Source organism: Pseudaeromonas sp. HNCC25DJ182, assembly GCF_055413365.1.
This window is the reverse complement of sequence record NZ_JBVAYG010000002.1, coordinates 95,895-114,606: the sequence shown is the minus strand read 5'-3', so window position 1 is coordinate 114,606 and position 18,712 is coordinate 95,895. Positions and strand designations below refer to the sequence as shown.

Genomic DNA, 18,712 nt, shown 5'->3' with positions numbered 1-18,712 from the left:
AGCGTGATCACAAAGCCATCGAAAAGCGGCGCGAAACTCACAGAGTATAGATGGGAAGTGACGATTTAGTGATCCAGGTGGTGATCTGCATTCATGATCAATCACCAGCGCAGCGGCGAGCCCTGCTCGACAACCAGGCGCACAAATGCCGCCATATCGACTATCTCACCCGCCATAGGGCATAAACCGCGGGCCAGTAAATCTTCGGCCAACACGTAGATCGGCACCCCTGCAGTCTGCAGACGAGATACGGGATCTGACACACAAGCAGCGATCACGGCATCTTGCACCAGCAGTAGGCTATCACTCGGGGCGATCAAATTCAGGCACTCATCAAGAACTCGGCTATCAAAGGGTGACTGGCGAACAATGTGCAACATGGCTCAATCCTCAAAAAACCAGACGAACTGCAGAATCCTGCAACTGGGCCTGGAGATCCTGGCGGCTAATGACTTGCGCCGGAATCAATAACTGTTCCGTGCTTAGCTCCCGCTCTTGCAGCGACTCGGTACACACATACACCTGTTCGACGTCATACAATGCCAACATCTTGAATGTCGGAGTATAGTCTCGTCCCAAAATTGCAGCGGGCTGCTGACCAGCAATCAGCTGATACACCCCATCGCCGAGGAAAAATAGCGCTACTTCATCGGTCAGAGCCGAACAAGCCAATACGGCATCGAGCCCTTCCCGGCCAGCCGCCGAGCCATGGGGGGCAGTGCGAAACAGGACAGCAATCTGGTGCATAGCCACTCCTTAAAACTGAACCAGTCGATCTACACCGAGGGCTGCCTCGGCTAGCTGTCCAAGCCCGGAAAGTACGAAGGGAGCCTCGACATTGGCCACGCTCAAACCGGCCAAATGAGCTTCATCACCATCCAGGACTCCCCGGCGCAAGGCCGCTGCGACGCAGACATCCAGTTCGACCGCGTGTTCACGGGCCAACGAGACCCAAGCCGCCACCAAGTTTTGCTCATCACTGGCGGGGCTAGTGAGGAAATTGGCATTGAGCACGCCCTCTTGATAGAAAAACACCTTTTTCAGGGTGTGTCCCTGAACGAGCAGCTCACGGGCAAACAGATAGGCCTGCGCAGCCGACTCGGTGCCATAAGGCGCGCCACAGACCAGTAGCGCAAAACTCAATGCCATAACAAACCCCCGAGACTAGCGAACGACGTAGGCAATCGCTTCCACTTCGACTAGCACGTCTTTGGGCAAACGAGCCACTTCGACACAGGAGCGAGCTGGAGCCGCTTCGCCCAGATACTTGGCATAAACACCATTGAACGCGACAAAATCTTCCATATTTTTCAAGAAACAGGTGGTCTTCACCACACTCTGCGCGGTGGCGCCAGCGGCGGTCAGAATGGCCAGCAGGTTCTTCATCACTTGCTCAGCTTGAACCTCAACGCTCCCCGTGACTAATTCCATCGTCGCCGGATCGAGCGGGATTTGGCCAGATGTGAAAACCAGATCGCCCAAACGAGTCGCTTGCACGTAAGGACCAATCGCCGCCGGGGCCTGATTGGTACTGATGACTTCTTTTTGCATCTGTATGCTCCTTGCTTACTCACACAAAACCCGCCGCGACGGGAAAATACGCGGTGAAGTTTTCGCTGTCTCGGCGGCAGAGTCAAGCCTCGCTCACCATCAAAGCATCACTGCTTCACGAGCACAAAATAACAAAGGGCCCCGCAGGGCCCTTGAATAGTGCATCGTTCTGATATTACTCGGCGTCGAAACTGCCCGCCGCATTCAGAAGGTCTGCCAGATTTTGCTCAGCCTCGTCAGCCGTCACTTGTGGCGCCGGAGCTTGTGCAGCAGCCTTACGCTTCTTGTGACGAGCCTCGTGGTAAGCAAAGCCAGTACCAGCCGGGATCAGACGACCAACGATCACGTTCTCCTTCAGACCGCGCAGGTCATCCTTCTTACCGGACACTGCGGCTTCGGTCAGCACGCGAGTCGTTTCCTGGAAGGAAGCGGCAGAAATAAAGGATTCAGTGTTCAAGGAGGCCTTGGTGATCCCCATCAGCACACGACGGTAAGTCGCCGGACGCTTGCCTTCTGCTTCAAGCTTGCGGTTAGCAATCTTGGCACGAGCCACTTCGACTTGTTCCCCTTCGAGGAACTCGGTGTCACCACCATCGATGATCTCGCCCTTACGCAGCATCTGACGGACAATCACTTCGATGTGCTTGTCGTTGATCTTAACGCCTTGCAGACGGTAAACGTCCTGCACTTCGTTGACGATATAGTTCGCAACCGGGCTGATGCCGCGCAGACGCAGAATGTCATGAGCGGACTCAGGACCGTCGGCCAGTACTTCACCTTGTTGAACTTTTTCACCTTCGAAGACGTTCAGGTTCCGCCACTTCGGAATCATCTCTTCGTACGCTTCACCACCATCCGTCGGCGTAATCACCAAACGGCGCTTGCCCTTGGTTTCCTTGCCGAAGGAGATAGTACCGGAGATCTCGGCCAGAATAGCCGGTTCCTTCGGTTGACGCGCTTCGAACAGGTCCGCAACCCGTGGCAGACCACCGGTGATGTCCTTGGTACCGCCAGAAGCTTGTGGAATACGCGCAACCGCGTCACCCACGCTTACCTGGGCACCATCTTCCAATTGGACGATGGCCTGACCTGGCAAGAAGTACTGCGCGGAGACTTCGGTACCCGGAATCAATACATCCTTACCGTTGGCATCCACCAGTTTCACCGTCGGACGCAGTTCCTTACCGGAGGATGAACGCTCATTGACGTCCAAAACCACCAGAGAGGAAAGACCAGTCAGCTCGTCGGTCTGACGGCTCACAGTGATACCGTCGATCAGATCGATGAACTTGATGCGACCTGCCACTTCCGTGATGATCGGGTGAGTGTGCGGATCCCAGTTGGCAACAATTTCGCCAGCCTTGACCGATTGGCCATCCTTCACTTCCAACACAGAACCGTACGGAAGCTTGTGGCTTTCCTTGGTACGTCCCAAGTCATCCATGATGGTCAGTTCGGATGAACGCGAGGTGATAACCAGCTTGCCACCACTGTTCTCGACGAACTTGGCGTTTTGCAGCTTGATAACACCGGTGTTCTTCACGGTAGCACTGCTTTCAGCCGCCGCACGCGATGCAGCCCCCCCGATGTGGAAGGTACGCATGGTCAACTGGGTTCCCGGTTCACCGATAGATTGCGCCGCGATGACACCGACCGCCTCACCGGCATTAACCAGATGACCGCGAGCCAGATCACGACCGTAGCAGTGACCACAAATACCGAAGTCGGTCTCACAGGTGATCGCAGAACGAACCTTCATGCGGTCAACGGAGTTGGCTTCCAGAATGTTACACCACTGCTCATCCAGCAGAGTGTTACGCGCAATCAGCAGCTCGTTAGTACCAGGCTTGAGTACGTCTTCAGCGACAACACGACCGAGCACGCGCTCACGCAACGGCTCAACCACATCACCACCTTCGATCAGCGGCATCATCCACAGACCTTCAGTCGTGCCGCAATCCGGCTCGGTGATGACCATGTCTTGTGCCACGTCGACCAGACGACGAGTCAGGTAACCGGAGTTTGCAGTCTTGAGTGCGGTATCTGCCAGACCCTTACGAGCACCGTGAGTAGAGATGAAGTACTGGAGTACGTTCAGACCTTCACGGAAGTTCGCCACGATCGGCGTTTCGATGATAGAACCATCCGGCTTGGCCATCAGGCCCCGCATCCCCGCCAACTGACGGATCTGGGCAGCAGAACCCCGCGCCCCGGAGTCAGCCATCATAAAGACGCTGTTGAAAGAGGCTTGCTCTTCTTCTTCGCCCAAATGGTTGACCGCTGTCTCTTTGGAGAGATTTTCCATCATCGCCTTGGAAACGCGTTCGTTAGCGCTTGCCCAGATATCGATGACCTTGTTGTAGCGTTCGCCCGCGGTAACCAGACCGGACTGGAACTGCTCCTGGATTTCCGCAACTTCAGCCTCAGCCGCTTCGATGATCGGCTTCTTGGCATCCGGGATAACCATGTCGTTGATACCGACCGAGGAACCCGACAGCGCGGCATAGTGGAAACCGGTGTACATCAGTTGGTCAGCGAAGATGACGGTGTCTTTCAGACCCAGCTTCCGGTAACAGGTGTTCAGCAACTTGGAGATTGCCTTCTTACCTAATGCCTTGTTGGAAACGGACTTGAACCAGGTCTCCGGATGCGCAGCCAACTCTGCCTTTTCGGCATCGGTCAGCTGCTTCGGCTCGTCAATCAGCGCATATTCCATACCCTTCGGCAGGATCAGCGACAGAATGGCACGACCAACAGTGGTGTTTTTCAGTTCAGTCTTGGCGATCAGCTCATCATTTTCGGTCTTGGTGTATTCAGTAATACGGCACTTGACGCGAGCATGCAGCGCAGCCAGACCAGCGCGGTAGACCTTCTCAGCCTCTTTCGGACTAGCCAGGACCATACCTTCACCCTTGGCACCCACCTTGGAACGGGTCATGTAATACAGACCCAAGACCACGTCCTGCGAAGGAACAATGATCGGTTCACCAGAGGCCGGTGACAGAATGTTGTTAGTCGACATCATCAGGGCACGGGCTTCGAGCTGGGCTTCCAGAGTCAGCGGTACATGGACCGCCATCTGGTCACCGTCGAAGTCGGCGTTGAATGCCGAACACACCAGCGGGTGCAGCTGGATCGCCTTCCCTTCAATCAGGGTCGGTTCAAACGCTTGAATACCCAGACGGTGCAGAGTCGGAGCCCGGTTCAGCATGACCGGATGTTCGCGAATCACTTCGTCCAGGATATCCCATACGACAGCTTCTTCGCGTTCGACCATCTTCTTGGCAGCCTTGATGGTGGTCGCCAGACCACGAGCTTCCAACTTGCCATAGATAAACGGCTTGAACAGCTCCAACGCCATCTTCTTCGGCAGACCGCACTGATGCAGACGCAGGGTCGGACCTACGGTAATAACGGAACGACCTGAGTAGTCGACACGTTTACCGAGCAGGTTTTGACGGAAACGACCTTGCTTACCCTTGATCATATCGGCCAGGGACTTCAGCGGACGCTTGTTGGAGCCTGTGATGGCGCGGCCACGACGACCGTTATCCAGCAGAGCATCGACAGATTCCTGCAGCATACGCTTTTCGTTGCGCACGATAATATCCGGCGCAGCCAAGTCCAACAGACGCTTCAAGCGGTTGTTCCGGTTGATGACACGACGATAGAGATCGTTCAGGTCAGAGGTCGCGAAACGACCGCCGTCCAGCGGTACCAGCGGACGCAGATCCGGCGGCAACACAGGCAGCACTGTCATCACCATCCACTCCGGCTTGTTGCCAGAGAACAGGAAGGCTTCCATCAGCTTCAGACGCTTGGTGGTCTTCTTGCGCTTGGTTTCGGAGTTGGTTTGATCCAGCTCTTCACGCATTTGGGCGATTTCTTGCTCCAGATCGATGGCACGCAGCAATTCCAGTATTGCTTCGGCACCCATCTTGGCTTCGAATTCGTCACCATACTCTTCCAGCGCATCCAGATACTGCTCTTCCGAGAGCATCTGACCACGTTCCAACGCAGTCATACCGGCTTCGATCACGACAAATGATTCGAAATACAGGACCCGCTCGATGTCACGCAGGGTCATGTCCAGCAGCAAACCGATACGAGAAGGCAGGGACTTCAGGAACCAGATGTGCGCTACAGGAGACGCCAGTTCGATGTGGCCCATACGCTCGCGGCGTACTTTAGTCTGGGTCACTTCAACGCCGCATTTTTCGCAGATCACACCGCGATGTTTGAGACGCTTATATTTGCCACACAGGCATTCGTAATCTTTAACCGGCCCGAAAATACGGGCGCAGAACAGGCCATCACGCTCCGGCTTGAAAGTCCGGTAGTTGATGGTTTCCGGCTTTTTCACTTCACCGAAAGACCAGGAGCGGATCATGTCCGGGGAAGCCAGACCGATTTTGATACCATCAAATTCTTCGGTCTTGCTCTGGGCTTTCAAAAACTTTAGTAAGTCTTTCACGTGTGTCTCCCGTCAGGAGTTCAATCTCGGCGCCCCGAATGGGGCGCCCTTGTCAATCTCGGCTTAATAAGGGGCGGCGGACCCCTTATTCTTCTTCCAGCTCGATGTTGATACCCAGTGAGCGAATTTCCTTCAACAAAACGTTGAAAGATTCGGGCATGCCCGGCTCCATACGGTGGTCGCCATCCACGATGTTCTTGTACATCTTGGTCCGACCGTTCACATCGTCTGACTTGACGGTAAGCATTTCCTGCAAGGTATACGCAGCACCGTAAGCTTCGAGGGCCCACACTTCCATTTCACCGAACCGCTGACCACCGAACTGCGCCTTACCACCCAGCGGTTGCTGAGTTACCAGGCTATAGGAACCGGTGGAACGCGCATGCATCTTGTCGTCGACCAAGTGGTTCAACTTCAGCATGTACATATAGCCCACGGTAACTTGACGCTCGAACGGCATGCCGCTACGGCCATCAAACAGAGTGATCTGCCCAGATTCCGGAAGGTCAGCCAGCTTCAACATCGCTTTGATTTCGTGCTCTTTAGCACCATCAAAGGCTGGTGTCGCAATCGGCATACCCTTACGCAGGTTTTCTGCCAGGGTGCGAACGGCATCGTCGGAGAATGTAGACAGATCTACCTTCTGACGGCATTCGCCCAAGTCATAAACCTTCTGCAAGAATTCACGTTGCTTGGCCAGATCCTGCTGTTCCTTGATCATGCGATCAATCTTCTCGCCGATGCCCTTGGCCGCAAGGCCCATGTGCACTTCGAGAACCTGACCGATGTTCATCCGCGATGGTACACCCAGCGGGTTCAGGACGATGTCAACCGGACGGCCATACTCGTCATGGGGCATATCTTCGATCGGGCAGATCTTGGAAATAACACCCTTGTTACCATGACGACCGGCCATCTTGTCACCTGGTTGGATACGACGCTTCACGGCCAGGTAGACCTTGACGATCTTCAGCACGCCTGGAGCCAGATCATCACCCTGGATGATCTTCTGACGCTTGGCTTCAAACTTGCGGTCAAACTCTTCACGCAGCGCTATGTATTGCTCAGCGATCTGTTCAAGTTCAACCTGACGGCCTTCGTCTTCCAGCGCCTGTTCCAGCCATTTGGCACGACCCAGGCTTTCCAGCTTGGCATCGCTGAAGCCGGAATGAACCAGCAGCGAACGAGCACGACTGTAGATACCGTCTTCCAGGATCTTGAACTCTTCGGTCAAATCCTTCTTGGCATCACGCAGTTGCATGTCTTCAATTTCTTTGGCGCGCTTGTCTTTTTCCACGCCATCACGAGTAAAGACTTGCACGTCCACCACGGTCCCGTAGACACCGTTCGGCACCCGCAATGAAGAGTCCTTCACATCCGAGGCCTTCTCACCGAAAATGGCGCGCAGCAGCTTCTCTTCTGGGGTCAATTGGGTCTCGCCCTTCGGCGTTACCTTACCAACCAGAATGTCGCCACCCTGCACTTCGGCACCGACATAAACGATGCCGGACTCATCCAGTTTGGAGAGCGCCGCTTCGCCGACGTTCGGGATATCGGCTGTAATTTCTTCAGGGCCGAGCTTGGTATCACGAGCGATACAAGCCAGTTCCTGAATATGGATCGTGGTCAGACGATCTTCTTGTACCACCTTCTCAGACACCAAGATCGAGTCTTCGAAGTTGTAGCCGTTCCACGGCATGAAGGCGATGCGCAGGTTTTGACCCAGCGCCAGTTCACCCAGATCGGTTGACGGACCATCGGCCAGCACATCACCAGCAACCACTGGCTCACCCGAACGCACGCAAGGGCGCTGATTGATACAGGTATTCTGGTTAGAACGGGTGTACTTGGTCAGGTTGTAGATGTCGATACCGGCTTCGCCAGGCAGCAATTCATCTTCGTTGACCTTGATGACGATACGGGAAGCATCGGCGTAATCAACCATACCACCACGATTGGCAACCACGGTTACACCGGAGTCAACCGCTACAGCACGCTCCATCCCGGTACCAACCAGCGGCTTGTCAGCGCGCAGGGTCGGAACGGCCTGACGTTGCATGTTTGAACCCATCAATGCACGGTTGGCGTCATCGTGTTCGAGGAACGGGATCAGGGCCGCAGCGACAGAAACTACCTGTTGCGGGCTCACATCCATGTACTGGATCTGATCGGCGTTCATGAAGGTGGATTCACCCTTATGACGGCACGGAATCAGCTCATCTTTCAGCTTGCCGGCATCGTCCACATTGGCATTTGCCTGGGCAATGACATAGTTGCCTTCTTCGATGGCTGACAGGTAATCGACCTCATCGGTGATCACGCCATCCACAACCTTACGATACGGAGTCTCGAGGAAGCCGTAATCATTGGTGCGCGAGTAGACCGCCAAGGAGTTGATCAGACCGATGTTCGGACCTTCCGGGGTCTCGATAGGGCACAGACGACCGTAGTGGGTCGGATGTACGTCACGGACTTCAAAGCCGGCGCGCTCACGGGTCAAACCACCCGGGCCCAACGCAGAGATACGGCGTTTGTGGGTCACTTCGGACAACGGGTTGTTCTGATCCATAAACTGGGACAACTGGCTGGAACCGAAGAACTCTTTCACGGCTGCCGAAATCGGCTTGGCATTGATCAAGTCTTGCGGCATCACCGCATCCAGATCACCCAGAGACAGGCGTTCCTTAACGGCACGCTCCACACGAACCAGACCCACGCGGAATTGGTTCTCGGCCATTTCACCAACAGAACGAATCCGGCGGTTACCCAAGTGGTCGATATCATCCACTTCATCGTTACCGTTACGGATATCGATGAGCTTCTTCATGACATCCACGATGTCTTCTTTGGTCAGGATACCCAGACCAGTCTGCTCTTCACGATTCAGGCGGCTGTTGAATTTCATCCGGCCGACGGTAGAAAGATCGTAGCGATCTTCCGAGAAGAACAGGTTTTCAAACAGCTGTTCAGCCGCATCGCGAGTAGGCGGCTCGCCTGGACGCATCATGCGATAGATCTCAACCAGCGCTTCGAGGCGGTTGGTAGCAGAATCGATACGCAGGGTCTCGGACATATAAGCGCCGTGATCCAGTTCGTTGGTGAACAGGACCTCAAACTCTTTGTGGCCAGCTTGAGACAGGTTGGCGATCGCTTCCAGACTCAGTGCCGTGTTGGCAGCTGCGATGATTTCGCCAGTCTGAGCGTTGGCATAATCCTTAGCGGACACCTTACCAACCACATATTCCACTGGCACTTCAATCTGCTTGACGTCGGCTTTTTCCAGGTGACGGATGTGACGAGCGGTTACGCGACGTCCCTTTTCCACCACGACTTCGTTATTGACCACGATATCGAAAATGGCGGTTTCACCGCGCAGACGATCAGGCACCAGCTCCATCATGAGCTTGCCTTCTTTGATCTCGAACTTAATAGTTTCGAAGAAGGTCGCCAGGATTTCCTCAGTGGTGAAATTCAGTGCGCGCAACATGATGGACGCCGGCAATTTGCGACGACGGTCGATCCGCACGAACAGGTTATCCTTGGCATCGAACTCGAAGTCCAGCCAGGAGCCACGGTAAGGAATGACGCGAGCATTGTAGAGCACCTTCCCGGAGGAGTGGGTCTTGCCCTTGTCGTGATCAAAGAAGACACCCGGACTACGATGCAGCTGGGAGACGATGACCCGTTCAGTACCATTCACAATGAAGGTACCGTTGTCCGTCATGAGCGGAATTTCGCCCATGTAGACTTCTTGTTCCTTGATGTCCTTGACAGTACCGGCAGCTGCTTCTCTATCAAACAGCACCAGACGCAACTTAACGCGCAGCGGGGCGGAGTAGGTCACGCCTCGGATTTGGCATTCTTTTACGTCAAATACCGGCTCACCCAGACGGTAGCTCACATATTGCAGTGCTGCCGTGCCTGAATAGCTGGTGATCGGGAAAACGCTGCGGAAAGCTGCCTCTAGCCCGTATGCCCCTTCCGGGTCGGCTTCAAGGAACTGTTTAAAGGAGTCCAACTGAATGGACAAAAGGTAAGGCGTATCGAGAACTTGATCGCGCTTACCGAAGTCCTTACGAATGCGTTTTTTTTCGGTATAAGAGTAAACCATAGGGTTCCTCAGCTCGCTGAAAAGTGACCCACGCTGTCCCCGACGAGGACAGTTCTTTTTTCGACACCGCTTTGTATACCAGACCAAGTTCAACAATCTGGCGCGCTGACGGCATCTAACGGAATTAAACGGTGCGGAGATCCCGTTAGATTACAGCGCAAAAGGGCTGGTGAACAATTATTCACCAGCCCTAGCCTGAAAAATATTCAGGCCGCTAATCTGTAGGGGTACAGATTACTTAACTTCAACAGAAGCACCAGCCGCTTCCAGCTCTTTCTTCAGAGCTTCGGCTTCGTCCTTGCTGACGCCTTCCTTGACCGGAGTCGGAGCGGCTTCTACCAGATCCTTGGCTTCTTTCAGGCCCAGGGAAGTAGCAGCGCGGACAGCCTTGATTACAGATACCTTGTTGGCACCAGCAGCGGTCAGGATAACGTTGAATTCAGTTTGTTCTTCAACGGCTTCAACAGCGGCCGGACCGGCAGCTACTGCAGCAGCAGCAGAAACACCGAACTTCTCTTCCATAGCGGAGATCAGTTCAACAACTTCCATTACGGACATGGAAGCAACGGCTTCGATGATTTGGTCTTTAGTGATAGACATGACAAAAAGTTCCTGTCGTAGAAAATTTAATGTGAAAGCAATCTGTTACAAGAATTAGGCCGCTTCGGCTTCTTTCTTGTCGCGCAGAGCTGCGATAGTACGAACCAGCTTGCCAGCTGCGGCTTCCTTCATGGTAGCCATCAACTTCGCCAGAGCTTCTTCGTAGGTCGGCAGCGTTGCCAGACGATCAATTTGAGCTGCAGGGATGAATTCACCCTGGAACGCACCACCCTTGATGGAGAACTTATCGTTCCCCTTGGCAAACTCTTTGAACAGACGAGCAGCAGCGCCCGGGTGTTCGTTAGAGAAAGCGATCAGGGTCGGACCAACAAATACGTCTTTCATGCACTCGAAATCGGAACCTTCTACTGCACGAGTCAGCAGAGTGTTACGAACGACGCGCATGTATACGCCTGCTTCACGAGCAGACTTACGCAGAGTGGTCATCTTGGCTACGGTTACGCCACGGGAATCGGCGGCAACAGCAGACAGTGCGCCTTTGGCAGCTTCGCTGACTTCAGCGACAATCGCCTTTTTGTCTTCGAATCCTAATGCCATTGGCTTTAACTCCTGGAGTTTAATCTGGGCGAACCCAGAACTGACAACAACTCCCTTTGTGGGGGAGAACTCGGTGGCAGAATCCAGAAGAAAGTAAATCTTTCTCGCTGGTGTCCGGCACCGTCTACGCAGGGAATTAAGGCTCACGCCTCCTGCGGTCTTGGACGGGAGTCGAGACCCCCAACCAAATAAGGCGCGGAATTCTAACTAAAATTCCGCAACCTGTAAACGCTCAATTAAGCAGCGTTGGTATCCAGAGTAGCTTGGTCAACGGCAACACCGGCACCCATGGTGGTGGAGATGCTTACCTTCTTGATGAACTGACCCTTGGAGGTAGACGGCTTGGCCTTTTTCAAGGCAACCAGCAGCGCTTCCAAGTTTTGCTTCAGTTGCTCAGCGGTAAAATCAACCTTACCCAGAGTGGTGTGGATGATACCGTTCTTGTCGTTACGATAACGGACCTGACCGGCCTTGGCGTTATTAACCGCTTCGACAACGTTAGGAGTTACAGTACCAACCTTCGGGTTCGGCATCAGGCCACGCGGGCCGAGAATTTGACCCAGTTGACCAACAACGCGCATTGCATCCGGGGAAGCAATAACGACGTCGAAGTTCATTTCGCCTTTTTTGATCTGCTCAGCCAGATCGTCCATACCTACCAGGTCAGCGCCAGCAGCCTTGGCGGCTTCGGCATTGGCACCTTGGGTAAATACGGCAACGCGCACGGTACGACCGGTGCCGTTCGGCAGAACGGTGGCGCCACGGACGTTTTGGTCAGATTTACGAGCATCGATACCCAGGTTGACAGCAACGTCAACACTTTCAACGAACTTAGCAGTAGCCAGTTCCTTCAGCAGGGCAACGGCTTCGGTGATGCCGTACTCTTTGGTACCATCAACCTTTTCGCGGATCACGCGCATGCGCTTGGTCAGTTTAGCCATTGTCTTAACCCTCTACTACCAGGCCCATGGAACGGGCAGAACCCGCGATGCAGCGAGCCATCGCTTCCAGATCGGCACCGGTCATATCCGGTTCCTTGGTCTTGGCGATTTCAAGCAGTTGAGCCTGAGAAACCTTGCCTACCTTGTCCTTGTGTGGCTTGGAAGAACCGGAGGTGATACCGGCGGCCTTCTTCAGCAGGAAAGATGCTGGCGGAGTTTTGGTTTCAAAGGTGAAAGAACGATCGCTGTACACGGTGATCACGACCGGAGTCGGAGCGCCCTTCTCCAGCTTTTCTGTACGAGCGTTGAACGCCTTACAGAATTCCATGATGTTCACACCGTGCTGACCCAGAGCCGGACCAACAGGTGGCGACGGGTTTGCGCTACCAGCCTTAACTTGCAGCTTGATATAAGCTGTGACTTTCTTAGCCATGTTTTAAATACCTCAAAATGGGTTCTAGCGCCTCAGACCTCTTTCGAGCTCCTCATCGGCTCCCCAAGAAAAAAGGGGCAGCGAATTATAGAGAGATCCACTACCCCTGACAAGTTTACTTGCGTAAAAATCAGGCTTTTTCGACCTGGCCGAAATCGAGTTCGACCGGAGTAGAGCGACCGAATATCAATACAGATACCTTCAGGCGGCTCTTTTCGTAATCGACTTCTTCGACCACACCCTGGAAATCGGCAAACGGGCCATCACTGACGCGAACCATTTCGCCCGGTTCAAACAGCGTCTTCGGCTTCGGCTTATCCACCGACTCTTGCAGACGATTCAAGATAGCATCCGCTTCTTTATCAGAAATGGGAGCCGGACGGTCTGAGGTGCCGCCGATAAAGCCCATGACACGTGGAACGCTGCGAACCAAGTGCCAGGAAGTTTCGTCCATGAGCATCTGGACCAGGACATAACCAGGGAAGAACTTACGTTCACTCTTGCGTTTTTGCCCGGCACGCATTTCGATGACTTCTTCGGTCGGTACCAGTACCTCACCAAATTTGTCTTCCATGCCATGCATCTTGATATGCTCTTTCAGAGATTTGGCAACCCGGCCTTCATAGCCGGAGAAAGCCTGTACGACGTACCATCTCATGCGTTGTTCACTCATGGCTTAACCCTTAACTCCGGTAATGAAATCCACCGCCCAGATGAGCACGCCATCCAGCAGGAACAGGAACAGCCCGACGACAGCAACTACCGCGAAAATGATCAGAGTTGTCTGAATGGTCTCCTGACGGCTTGGCCACACCACTTTGCGAACTTCGATGCGAGACTCTCGGGCGAAGTCGAGAACAGACTTGCCTTTTCCGGTTTGCAGCGCTACGACACCCGCGATGACAATTGAAACAACAACCGCCACGATACGGATAAACAAGGCTTGCTCACTAAAGACATAGTTGCCCACGATCGCAGCCGCCAGGATGATGAAAACCAGGCTCCACAACAGGGTATCTTTGGCCTTGCTGCCGCCCTGGCTCTCAGTATTCACACTCATACAACCTACCTGTTTCATAATTTACTTATTTAAAAGACGCGAAAGCCCCGCGCTCGGCGAGGTAAGCTGGCAGGGGCGGAGGGATTCGAACCCCCAACCATCGGTTTTGGAGACCGCTGTTCTACCAATTGGAACTACGCCCCTGCAAAACAAAGCCCCTATTATAGGGGCCTTGTGACGCGTTTGTCAGCCAGGATTACTCGATAACCTTGGCAACAACGCCGGCGCCTACTGTACGGCCACCTTCACGGATTGCGAAACGCAGACCGTCGTCCATCGCGATCGGGCAGATCAGCGTGACAACCATCTTGATGTTGTCGCCTGGCATTACCATTTCTACGCCTTCCGGCAGTTCGATGGTGCCAGTTACGTCGGTGGTACGGAAGTAGAACTGCGGACGGTAGCCCTTGAAGAACGGAGTATGACGACCACCTTCTTCCTTGGACAGAACGTACACTTCAGATTCAAACTTGGTGTGCGGGGTGATGGTGCCTGGCTTGGCCAGTACTTGACCACGCTCTACGTCTTCACGCTTGATACCACGCAGCAGAACGCCAACGTTCTCACCAGCACGGCCTTCGTCCAGCAGCTTGCGGAACATTTCTACGCCAGTACAAGTGGTCTTGGTGGTTTCCTTGATACCAACGATAGATACTTCTTCACCTACCTTCACTACGCCGCGCTCTACACGACCAGTTACTACGGTACCACGGCCAGCGATAGAGAATACGTCTTCGATTGGCAGCAGGAACGGCTGGTCGATCGCACGCTCTGGCTCAGGAATGTAAGAATCCAGTGCAGCAGCCAGTTCGATGATCTTGCCTTCCCATGCCGCGTCGCCTTCCAGCGCCTTCAGCGCGGAGCCACGGATGATCGGGGTATCGTCGCCTGGGAAGTTGTACTCGGACAGCAGTTCACGAACTTCCATCTCGACCAGATCCAGCAGCTCTTCGTCATCCACCATGTCGCACTTGTTCAGGAACACGATGATGTACGGTACGCCTACTTGGCGACCCAGCAGGATGTGCTCACGAGTTTGCGGCATCGGGCCGTCAGTCGCAGCAACAACCAGGATAGCGCCGTCCATTTGAGCAGCACCGGTGATCATGTTCTTCACGTAGTCGGCGTGGCCTGGGCAGTCAACGTGTGCGTAGTGACGTGCCGGGGTGTCGTATTCAACGTGAGAGGTGTTGATGGTGATACCACGAGCCTTTTCTTCCGGCGCCTTGTCGATTTGGTCGAAAGCGAAGGCCTTACCGCCGTAGGTCTTGGCCAGCACTGCGGTGATGGCGGCAGTCAGGGTGGTCTTACCGTGGTCAACGTGGCCGATAGTACCTACGTTAACGTGGGGTTTTGTACGTTCAAATTTTTCTTTAGACATGCTCGTCCCTCTAACTATCACTGCTCAAGTGGTGGCTAGCCACAGCACAAGTCGCTACTGGAATAAACTCAAGGTGTTGACTGACAAACGGCATATCCACCAGCAAAGTTCCAGCAACTGAGTAGATAGGAACTTATTTATCGCAGTGGATATTGGAGCGGGCAGCGGGAATCGAACCCGCGTCATCAGCTTGGAAGGCTGAGGTAATAGCCATTATACGATGCCCGCTTGTTTTTCAGACCAACAACCTCAAACCCTGAAAACTGGTGGAGGGAGAAGGATTCGAACCTTCGAAGGCAGAGCCGTCAGATTTACAGTCTGATCCCTTTGGCCGCTCGGGAACCCCTCCGGATTGCGGCGTGGTTCTGTGACAACAACACAGACCCATGCACGAGCGCGGGCATTTTAGGGTATGAAATTGATTCCTTGCAACCGGATGGTTGCTGTTTTTTTGGCTAGAACGCGCTAAAAGTACAAAAACTCCTTTCAAGCCATTCCCCTGCGGCTTGTGAGCCCTCCCCCCTTGGTGTAATGTCGCCCTGCTTAAAAAGGGAGTTTTGCATGACGATCGATACAGGCCACTTGTCTCCTTATCTGAGTTTTTCCCGTGATCAGTGGTCTGAGCTGCGCGCGGCGGTCCCCATGACACTGACCGAGCAGGATCTGATCCAGCTCCGCGGGATCCATGATGAGCTCTCGCTGGACGAGGTACGCGATATATATCTGCCCCTGTCACGCTTATTGAATCTGTACGTGAAGGCGCGCCAGAGTCGCAGCAAGGTCATCGAGCAGTTTTTAGGCACCCAGCCCTCTCACCTGCCCTACGTCATCAGCATTGCCGGCAGCGTCGCCGTCGGCAAGAGTACGACAGCGCGGATTTTGCAAGCACTGTTGGATCGCTGGCCGGAACACCCGAAAGTCGAACTCATCACCACTGATGGATTTCTGTATCCAAATCAGGAGCTGGAAGCTCGTGGCTTGATGAAAAAGAAAGGCTTTCCGCAATCGTATGACATGCGGCGTCTGGTCAATTTCGTTGCAGATATCAAGGCTGGTTCTGAAAGTGTCAGCGCACCGGTTTATTCCCACCATATCTACGACATAGTTCCGGAAGCAGAAAAGCGGGTCGAGCAACCCGATATCCTGATCATTGAAGGGTTGAACGTATTGCAGAGCGGTATGGATTATCCCCATGATCCGCATCATGTATTTGTTTCTGATTTTGTCGATTTTTCTATCTATGTAGATGCCGAAGAATCGCTGTTGAAAAATTGGTATATCGAGCGCTTTTTGCGGTTCCGCAAGGGTGCCTTTGCCGATCCGACTTGCTATTTTCACCACTATGCGGCGTTAACAGAAGCCGAGTCCGTCGCCATCGCCAGTACCATCTGGGACGAAATCAACTATCCGAATTTGAAGTCGAATATTTTGCCAACCCGTGAGCGCGCCAGTCTGATCCTGACCAAAGGCGCAGCCCATGCCATCGAGCAGGTTAAACTGCGGAAATAGTGTTCGGGGAGCATGTGCGGGATGCTCAGCTCCCGCGCAGCGAAATCTCCCCGCCCATATAGACTTCCAGCGTGTCATTCCGCTCCAGAACCAGACCACCCTGCGGGTTGATCCCGCGCACCACCCCGGATATCTGCTGTTCCCCAAGGAAGAGTTGGACAGATTGGTCACGATAGATATCCAGACGATTCCACCGTTCAACAAAGGGAGTCAATCCCTCCTGCTCGAACCTCACCAGCGCTTGCCGCAAGTTCTGGATAAACACAGCCGTCAACTGGTTACGTTGCAATGGTCCACTGCGCAATCTTGATAGCGAGGTCCAGGGCTGACCGATATGGGTACCCAATTCAACAGGCATTGCCAGATTCAATCCAACACCAATGACCACATGGCAACTACCACCGGCGATCGCCGACATCTCCACCAAGATCCCAGCCAACTTTTCGCCACGTGCATACAGATCATTCGGCCATTTCAAGCCAACATCGGGATAATTCAGCGCTTGCAGGGTTTCTGCCAGCGTCACGCCAACCACCAGACTCAAGCCCATAGCAGCGGCAAATCCCGACTCCAGGCGCCAGTACAGGCTCATAATCATCTGTCCAGCGAATGGCGAAACCCATTGTCGCCCGCGGCGGCCACGGCCTGAGGTTTGACACTCCGCTAATAGGCACTCACCTTTTTGCCAATCCGCCAATCGACTCATCATGTACTGATTAGTCGAATCAATCACGGCGATGCAATGAATAGGCGCCCCCGGTAACTGCTCCAGATAAGCGGCATCGAGCAACTCCAAAGGTCTGGCAAGGCGATACCCTTTGCCGGTGACACTAAAAATATCCAGCCCCAGAGCCTTAAGCCCCTTCACCTGCAAACTGATAGCCGCACGGCTGATTGCCAATTGCTGGCCAATTTGTTCGCCGGAGTGAAATTCACCATCCGCCAGTAATTGCAGTAATTGTTGCTGTCTCTCCGTCAATCGGCGCATGAGCAGGCCTCATCCAGAGTCACCTCGCCAGTTGCGCCCATGAAACGCACTTCCGGAGTCAGCTCGATGCCAAATTGTTCATAGACCCGCTGCTGAACATGTTTTGCCAGTTTCACAATTTCCAATGCCGCAGCGCCACCCAGATTCACCAGGACCAGGGCCTGCTGGGCATGAACAGCCGCGCGCCCCATCGCCAACCCCTTGAGTCCAGCCTGTTCAATCAGCCAGCCCGCGGCCAGTTTCACAGAACCATCCGCCTTCGGATAAATGGGCATAAGCGGATAGTCGGCTTGCAATGCGGTAGCTTTTCCAGCGCTGACCGTCGGATTCTTGAAGAAACTACCGGCATTCCCTAATTGTTCAGGTTGCGGTAATTTATCGAGCCGCAATTGACACACGGTATCAAAAATCTGTTGGGGCGTGACCTGAGGCCCGAGCTCGCGTAGCGGTCCGTAGCCGGTAACGGCTTGCCACCGTTTCGGCAATTTAAATCCGACCGCAGTGATGATCCGGCTCTGCTGCCATTCCTGCTTGAAACGACTCTCCCGGTATCCGAATCCGCAGTCTTGAGCCGGAAGCCGTAGCTGTTGTTGCAGATCCAGATCCCATACGTCAACGTAACTGCAGTAACGACACACTTCAACGCCGTAGGCACCAATATTTTGTACCGGGGCAGCCCCAACCGAACCCGGGATCAGAGCCATGTTTTCGAGGCCCGCCATACCTTGACTCAGGCTCCATTGTACTAGCTGGTGCCAATTCTCTCCGGCCGCGACATGCAGGAACCAGGCGTCATCAGACTCGGTCACCGAGATCCCTTTCATGGCATTTACCAAAACCAAACCCGAAAAGTCACTGGTGAACAAGACATTGCTTCCTCCTCCCAGGACCAGCCGGGGCAGATTACGCCAATGCTCATCCTGCAGGGCCTGCTGCAATTCGGCCAGGGAGCTGAAAGCCAGTCCCCAGTCGGCATGAGCTTTCATGCCAAAGGTATTACAAGGTGTCAGGTCAAAGTGCGCGCTCGGGGTCATAAACCACTCCTTACCATAAGGTCGTTGAGTGTACCCCATAGTGCAATCGGGCTGTACCCTCCGACAGAGGTC

At 54.0% G+C, this 18,712-nt stretch carries 16 protein-coding genes and 3 tRNA genes; 1 reads left to right on the top strand and 18 read right to left on the bottom strand.

Annotated elements, in window-relative coordinates; translation table 11 throughout:
- Positions 1-101: 101 nt before the first annotated feature.
- The 16 genes from tusB to ACZYUB_RS02290 all read right to left on the bottom strand — a co-directional run bounded on the left by tusB (position 102) and on the right by ACZYUB_RS02290 (position 15,458).
- Complete coding sequence (tusB, locus tag ACZYUB_RS02365; RefSeq protein WP_463945219.1) at positions 102-380, bottom strand: sulfurtransferase complex subunit TusB; 279 nt, start codon at positions 378-380, stop codon at positions 102-104.
- A gap of 10 nt (positions 381-390) precedes the next feature.
- A complete protein-coding gene (tusC, locus tag ACZYUB_RS02360) occupies positions 391-747 on the bottom strand; it encodes a sulfurtransferase complex subunit TusC (protein ID WP_463945217.1) in 357 nt (118 codons plus the stop codon).
- 9 nt (positions 748-756) lie between these two features.
- Complete coding sequence (tusD, locus tag ACZYUB_RS02355) at positions 757-1,149, bottom strand: sulfurtransferase complex subunit TusD (protein WP_463945215.1); 393 nt, start codon at positions 1,147-1,149, stop codon at positions 757-759.
- 15 nt (positions 1,150-1,164) lie between these two features.
- Positions 1,165-1,551 carry a RidA family protein gene (locus tag ACZYUB_RS02350; protein WP_460882082.1) on the bottom strand — a complete coding sequence of 129 codons (387 nt, stop codon included), beginning with the start codon at positions 1,549-1,551 and terminating at the stop codon, positions 1,165-1,167.
- A gap of 175 nt (positions 1,552-1,726) precedes the next feature.
- On the bottom strand, positions 1,727-6,025 hold the full coding sequence (gene rpoC / locus ACZYUB_RS02345; RefSeq protein ID WP_463945213.1) for a DNA-directed RNA polymerase subunit beta': 4,299 nt from the start codon (positions 6,023-6,025) through the stop codon (positions 1,727-1,729).
- A gap of 85 nt (positions 6,026-6,110) precedes the next feature.
- On the bottom strand, positions 6,111-10,136 hold the full coding sequence (gene rpoB, locus ACZYUB_RS02340; protein WP_463945211.1) for a DNA-directed RNA polymerase subunit beta: 4,026 nt from the start codon (positions 10,134-10,136) through the stop codon (positions 6,111-6,113).
- Between the two features lie 234 nt (positions 10,137-10,370).
- Entirely contained in the window at positions 10,371-10,736 is a 366-nt protein-coding gene (rplL, locus tag ACZYUB_RS02335) for a 50S ribosomal protein L7/L12 (protein ID WP_460882079.1), read from the bottom strand.
- 54 nt (positions 10,737-10,790) lie between these two features.
- Positions 10,791-11,294, bottom strand: a complete 504-nt coding sequence (gene rplJ, locus ACZYUB_RS02330) for a 50S ribosomal protein L10 (protein ID WP_460882078.1) — start codon at positions 11,292-11,294, stop codon at positions 10,791-10,793.
- A 236-nt stretch (positions 11,295-11,530) separates the two neighbouring features.
- Positions 11,531-12,235, bottom strand: a complete 705-nt coding sequence (rplA, locus tag ACZYUB_RS02325; RefSeq protein ID WP_463945209.1) for a 50S ribosomal protein L1 — start codon at positions 12,233-12,235, stop codon at positions 11,531-11,533.
- Between the two features lie 4 nt (positions 12,236-12,239).
- Positions 12,240-12,668, bottom strand: a complete 429-nt coding sequence (rplK, locus tag ACZYUB_RS02320) for a 50S ribosomal protein L11 (RefSeq protein WP_463945208.1) — start codon at positions 12,666-12,668, stop codon at positions 12,240-12,242.
- A gap of 130 nt (positions 12,669-12,798) precedes the next feature.
- Entirely contained in the window at positions 12,799-13,341 is a 543-nt protein-coding gene (gene nusG / locus ACZYUB_RS02315; protein WP_460882075.1) for a transcription termination/antitermination protein NusG, read from the bottom strand.
- Between the two features lie 3 nt (positions 13,342-13,344).
- Complete coding sequence (gene secE, locus ACZYUB_RS02310) at positions 13,345-13,728, bottom strand: preprotein translocase subunit SecE (RefSeq protein ID WP_460882074.1); 384 nt, start codon at positions 13,726-13,728, stop codon at positions 13,345-13,347.
- Between the two features lie 67 nt (positions 13,729-13,795).
- Positions 13,796-13,872 (bottom strand) — tRNA-Trp (locus tag ACZYUB_RS02305).
- Positions 13,873-13,924: 52 nt separating this feature from the next.
- A complete protein-coding gene (gene tuf / locus ACZYUB_RS02300) occupies positions 13,925-15,109 on the bottom strand; it encodes an elongation factor Tu (protein WP_463945206.1) in 1,185 nt (394 codons plus the stop codon).
- 153 nt (positions 15,110-15,262) lie between these two features.
- Positions 15,263-15,337: transfer RNA gene (locus ACZYUB_RS02295), tRNA-Gly, on the bottom strand.
- A 36-nt stretch (positions 15,338-15,373) separates the two neighbouring features.
- Positions 15,374-15,458, bottom strand: a tRNA-Tyr gene (locus tag ACZYUB_RS02290).
- 212 nt (positions 15,459-15,670) lie between these two features.
- On the opposite strand from ACZYUB_RS02290, the gene coaA reads away from it, so the two are divergent.
- Positions 15,671-16,618: a type I pantothenate kinase gene (gene coaA, locus ACZYUB_RS02285; protein ID WP_463945204.1), complete on the top strand. Its 948-nt coding sequence runs from the start codon at positions 15,671-15,673 to the stop codon at positions 16,616-16,618.
- A gap of 25 nt (positions 16,619-16,643) precedes the next feature.
- On the opposite strand, the gene birA is transcribed toward coaA, so the two are convergent.
- A complete protein-coding gene (gene birA / locus ACZYUB_RS02280) occupies positions 16,644-17,606 on the bottom strand; it encodes a bifunctional biotin--[acetyl-CoA-carboxylase] ligase/biotin operon repressor BirA (RefSeq protein WP_463945202.1) in 963 nt (320 codons plus the stop codon).
- Positions 17,594-18,640 (bottom strand): UDP-N-acetylmuramate dehydrogenase, encoded by a 1,047-nt coding sequence (gene murB / locus ACZYUB_RS02275; protein WP_463945200.1) that lies wholly within the window; start codon positions 18,638-18,640, stop codon positions 17,594-17,596. The genes birA and murB overlap by 13 nt, the downstream gene beginning before the upstream one ends.
- Positions 18,641-18,712: the final 72 nt, after the last annotated feature.

Coding starts and splice junctions, on each gene's coding strand:
- rplL (WP_460882079.1), bottom strand. CDS start 10,736: ATGTCTATCACTAAAGACCAAATCATCGAAGCCGTTGCTTCCATGTCC.
- rplK (WP_463945208.1), bottom strand. CDS start 12,668: ATGGCTAAGAAAGTCACAGCTTATATCAAGCTGCAAGTTAAGGCTGGT.
- ACZYUB_RS02350 (WP_460882082.1), bottom strand. CDS start 1,551: ATGCAAAAAGAAGTCATCAGTACCAATCAGGCCCCGGCGGCGATTGGT.
- rpoB (WP_463945211.1), bottom strand. CDS start 10,136: ATGGTTTACTCTTATACCGAAAAAAAACGCATTCGTAAGGACTTCGGT.
- secE (WP_460882074.1), bottom strand. CDS start 13,728: ATGAGTGTGAATACTGAGAGCCAGGGCGGCAGCAAGGCCAAAGATACC.
- tuf (WP_463945206.1), bottom strand. CDS start 15,109: ATGTCTAAAGAAAAATTTGAACGTACAAAACCCCACGTTAACGTAGGT.
- murB (WP_463945200.1), bottom strand. CDS start 18,640: ATGACCCCGAGCGCGCACTTTGACCTGACACCTTGTAATACCTTTGGC.
- tusD (WP_463945215.1), bottom strand. CDS start 1,149: ATGGCATTGAGTTTTGCGCTACTGGTCTGTGGCGCGCCTTATGGCACC.
- nusG (WP_460882075.1), bottom strand. CDS start 13,341: ATGAGTGAACAACGCATGAGATGGTACGTCGTACAGGCTTTCTCCGGC.
- tusC (WP_463945217.1), bottom strand. CDS start 747: ATGCACCAGATTGCTGTCCTGTTTCGCACTGCCCCCCATGGCTCGGCG.
- coaA (WP_463945204.1), top strand. CDS start 15,671: ATGACGATCGATACAGGCCACTTGTCTCCTTATCTGAGTTTTTCCCGT.
- tusB (WP_463945219.1), bottom strand. CDS start 380: ATGTTGCACATTGTTCGCCAGTCACCCTTTGATAGCCGAGTTCTTGAT.
- rplA (WP_463945209.1), bottom strand. CDS start 12,235: ATGGCTAAACTGACCAAGCGCATGCGCGTGATCCGCGAAAAGGTTGAT.
- rplJ (WP_460882078.1), bottom strand. CDS start 11,294: ATGGCATTAGGATTCGAAGACAAAAAGGCGATTGTCGCTGAAGTCAGC.
- birA (WP_463945202.1), bottom strand. CDS start 17,606: ATGCGCCGATTGACGGAGAGACAGCAACAATTACTGCAATTACTGGCG.